Genomic DNA, 3,376 nt, shown 5'->3' on the forward strand with positions numbered 1-3,376 from the left:
GCGCGCCTTCGTCATAGCCAGCCTTTTCTGCGAAGGCCGGAATGGCCGCTTTGAGCTTTTCTTCGCGTTCTTTCACAGCTGGCGACGGCTTTTTCTGCGCCGAACTCTGTTTATGAGCCGTTTTGAAATGGTCTATCTCCTGATTGATTTGGTCCACCAAACGTTCAATCGGTGCTCGGTCGTCTTCGGTTGCTGCAAGCAGATAGCTGGCCTCTATATAGCGGCAAACCACACCAAAGACGGCATCGGTCATCGCACGCACCTCTTTCAAGGCTGGCAGTTTCTCGTCTACGGCCTTCACTTGGCGCTCATTGTAGATGGTTTGGAACTTCTCATTCACGGCTTTTAGCTCTGCCATGACGGGTGCAAGACTCAAGGCGGTCATCTCGCCTGAGAAACGCTCCAAATCTTTCAACAATCCACGCACTTCGGCCGTCTCGGCATCAGCAGCCTTACTCTGAATGCCCAGATAAACCGCAAGGGCCTTGTTGAGCTTTCGCGCTGACTCCGCCACAGCCTGCACAGGCGATTTCTGTTGCACGCGGATAACGCCAAAGAGGTTGGTCAACAGCGTGTCGCGGTGGCGGTCGAGCGCGGCCATCTGCTCGGCATGCAAGGTGGCATTTGCAACCTTGTTGAGTTCGGTTTCCATGTCGATGCAATCGGCCCAACTCTTCAATAATTCGTCAGTGAGGTGCAACTTCAGTTTGTCGGCCGTTTTCACGAGTGCATGCACGTTGAACATGAATTGCAGGTGATGCGAATTGCTGTAATGAGTGCTTAGGCTGGTTTTCACCAAGGTCATTTTTGGAATTGTAATTTTAAATTTTTCCATAGTAATAAATTTTTATTGATATTTGATATTAGCGACTATTGGTCACTTTTTTCTTTAATTCTTTTGTCCGAAAATCGTTTTTTAGTGTTAGAACCATCGTTTCTGGCATGAAAATTTGATTTTTAGTGTTAGAACCATCGTATCTGGCATGAAATTTTGATTTTTGATGTTAGAACCATCGTATCTGGCGTTAATTTTTGATTTTTGGCATTAGAACCATCGTATCTGGCGTTAATTTTTGAATTTTGGTGTTAGAACCACCGTATCTGGCATGAAATTTTGATTTTTGGTGTTAGAACCATCGTATCTGGCATGAAAATTTGATTTTTAGCATTAGATACGCCGTATCTGGCATAGAATTTTGCATTTTGGCATTAGAATCACACATTCTCTTGTATTTTTGCCCCCATGTAGCCTGTTATTTAGACTACTTTGGGGGCATATTCTTAGAGAGGGTTTATGATTTACTCTTTTTTCAATATTTATTTTTGAATAATTTAATCACGCTTAGAAATATACGAATGGGCGAACAAAGCCATTAGTTCCAAGTCCAGGATTAGCAAAAATGCTATTTCCAAACGAGATATTTGTAGTAGATAAATCCAAATAGAAACTACTCGTGTCACTACTAGAGCCACTCAAACAATAAACATCAAAATCTAAAGAACCACCCGCCTGCGTAAAATAAGATTGCGCCTTAATACCATTCCAAGTTGGGTCTGTAGATGTTACAAATGGTTTATGCCACGATGCATCTGCCCAAATAGTTGCTGGAACAGTAGATACATTCAATCCACCTAATTTTTCCAAAAGAAGCCTCCACTGACCAGTACTTGGCAAGAACCACTTTCCAATATTTGTACCCGTTATTTTCACATCTGGTTCTGTTGTATAGTTACCAGCAGCTTGATATGCTACAAAATCATCACCTGATATATCAGGTTCTTTCTCTGCAGGAGGAAGTGTTCGCCATGTTTTTGCTACACCCCTATACAAAGGATTCAAATAGTCTGTGGTCCACGTATATTCATACCCTTTCATATTATCTGTCGCTGTGCCATCGTCTTTCAATCCATTAAAATAATAGCCATAGCCTACAAAAAATCGACGATTATTATCTGCATTTTTCAGCGCTACCGCTAATCCTTTATCAGTGGCAGAAGTTTTTTCCGTCAATACTATACCTATCGGCGTACGCGTTTCCTTGTCTCCCAAATATCCCACTGTTCCATCCTGATAAAGGTATAGAGGGTCCTTAGTCTTCATCGTCACTTTTACGAGATAGGTGTGATTGCGCTCTAATGGAGTATTGATAGCAAAGTATGGTTGTTTAGTTTTCCCATAGAAAGAGCCATGAATGTGAAAATACAAGCTATTTGCTGGTATATTTTCTCCTTCTGCTAAGGCTATATATGTGTATTGGCTACTGATAGTTTCAAAAGGTTCAACTATCGAAGAGAAAGGCTTATTTCCAACATGCTTATATTTATCAAAAGTATCCCATGTATACGCTGTAACTCCAACATCTCTGCTTGTCAAATTACCTGTCATATCGAAGTGCATAGTTGAAAAATCATGATTACCTGCTCCTATAAAAGCAGTTGTACCCTCTATCATCTTCGGATATGAAGTATAGGTTGTAATTTGTACTCGAGTCCGTGCTGCTAAATGCTTCATATTGAATGCCACTGTCTCAACACCGCCTGAAAGTGTTTTCGTTACAGTACCCATCATAGGACAATCCTTAAAACCATGATACATATCCCCCTTTAAGTCTAAGCCCGTGGCAGTTTTTGTGAATGCATCATTGTGGCAAACAAAGGTATAGGTACCCGGGTCTAAACGAATCATCGCGTTTGCATCAGGAATGAATTTTCCATTTGACACAGTTCCTGAAAGTTCGTCGGCAACTCGATTGCCAGCAGCATCAACGGCATAAATAGTATAATGGCCCTCGCTCATTGCTGCACGCGTTTTTGCAGGTTGTGGCGTCGGTGCGGTTTTATCTGGCTCAATAGAAACTTCGGCAATTAAACCATCGCCCATATCAATGGTGTCGCGATGCACCACCTGTGCCGCGCGAGTTGGCTTTTCAGCCTCGAAAGTCTCTTCATTGATCGTGATGTTGAGTTTATGCCCATTCAAAGTAACTTCGTTTTCAGAATTGGCAATGTCGTCGTTTGCACAAGCACCAAACATTAATAGTGCCGAAAGGCTAAGCATTGCCCATGAATAAACCTTATAATTCATAACTTTTCTTTTTTAATCATCAACATTGAATTCTCCACCTATAATAATCTCTTCGCTTCCCCATTCTTCCTCAGAAGATTGCGAATAAGCGTGACCAACAGATGTTTTTTGTAATAAATACTCCGTACAAACAGGAATAATCAGACTAATTGGGGGTGTATACACCCGCTTTGTACTCTTTTCCATTTTGTTTAATTAATTATCATCTAGTTATCTTGCTTAGAGTGTCCACTTATTCATAAAAGGTGGACAAAAAGAAAAAAAGAAAAGTTTAAGGTAGATACAAACTTT

Annotated in this window: 3 protein-coding genes; all 3 read right to left on the minus strand. The window is 41.3% G+C overall.

The window, feature by feature from the left end:
• Positions 1 to 835: DUF6261 family protein (locus HMPREF9420_RS03810; protein ID WP_007134127.1), on the minus strand; the 835-nt coding region annotated here is incomplete at its 3' end.
• 507 nt (positions 836 to 1,342) lie between these two features.
• On the minus strand, positions 1,343 to 3,085 hold the full coding sequence (locus tag HMPREF9420_RS03815; RefSeq protein WP_007134128.1) for a hypothetical protein: 1,743 nt from the start codon (positions 3,083 to 3,085) through the stop codon (positions 1,343 to 1,345).
• A 12-nt stretch (positions 3,086 to 3,097) separates the two neighbouring features.
• On the minus strand, positions 3,098 to 3,271 hold the full coding sequence (locus HMPREF9420_RS13865) for a hypothetical protein (protein ID WP_007134129.1): 174 nt from the start codon (positions 3,269 to 3,271) through the stop codon (positions 3,098 to 3,100).
• Positions 3,272 to 3,376 lie beyond the last annotated feature (105 nt).

Source organism: Segatella salivae DSM 15606 (genome assembly GCF_000185845.1).
Classification (GTDB): Bacteria; Bacteroidota; Bacteroidia; order Bacteroidales; family Bacteroidaceae; genus Prevotella; species Prevotella salivae.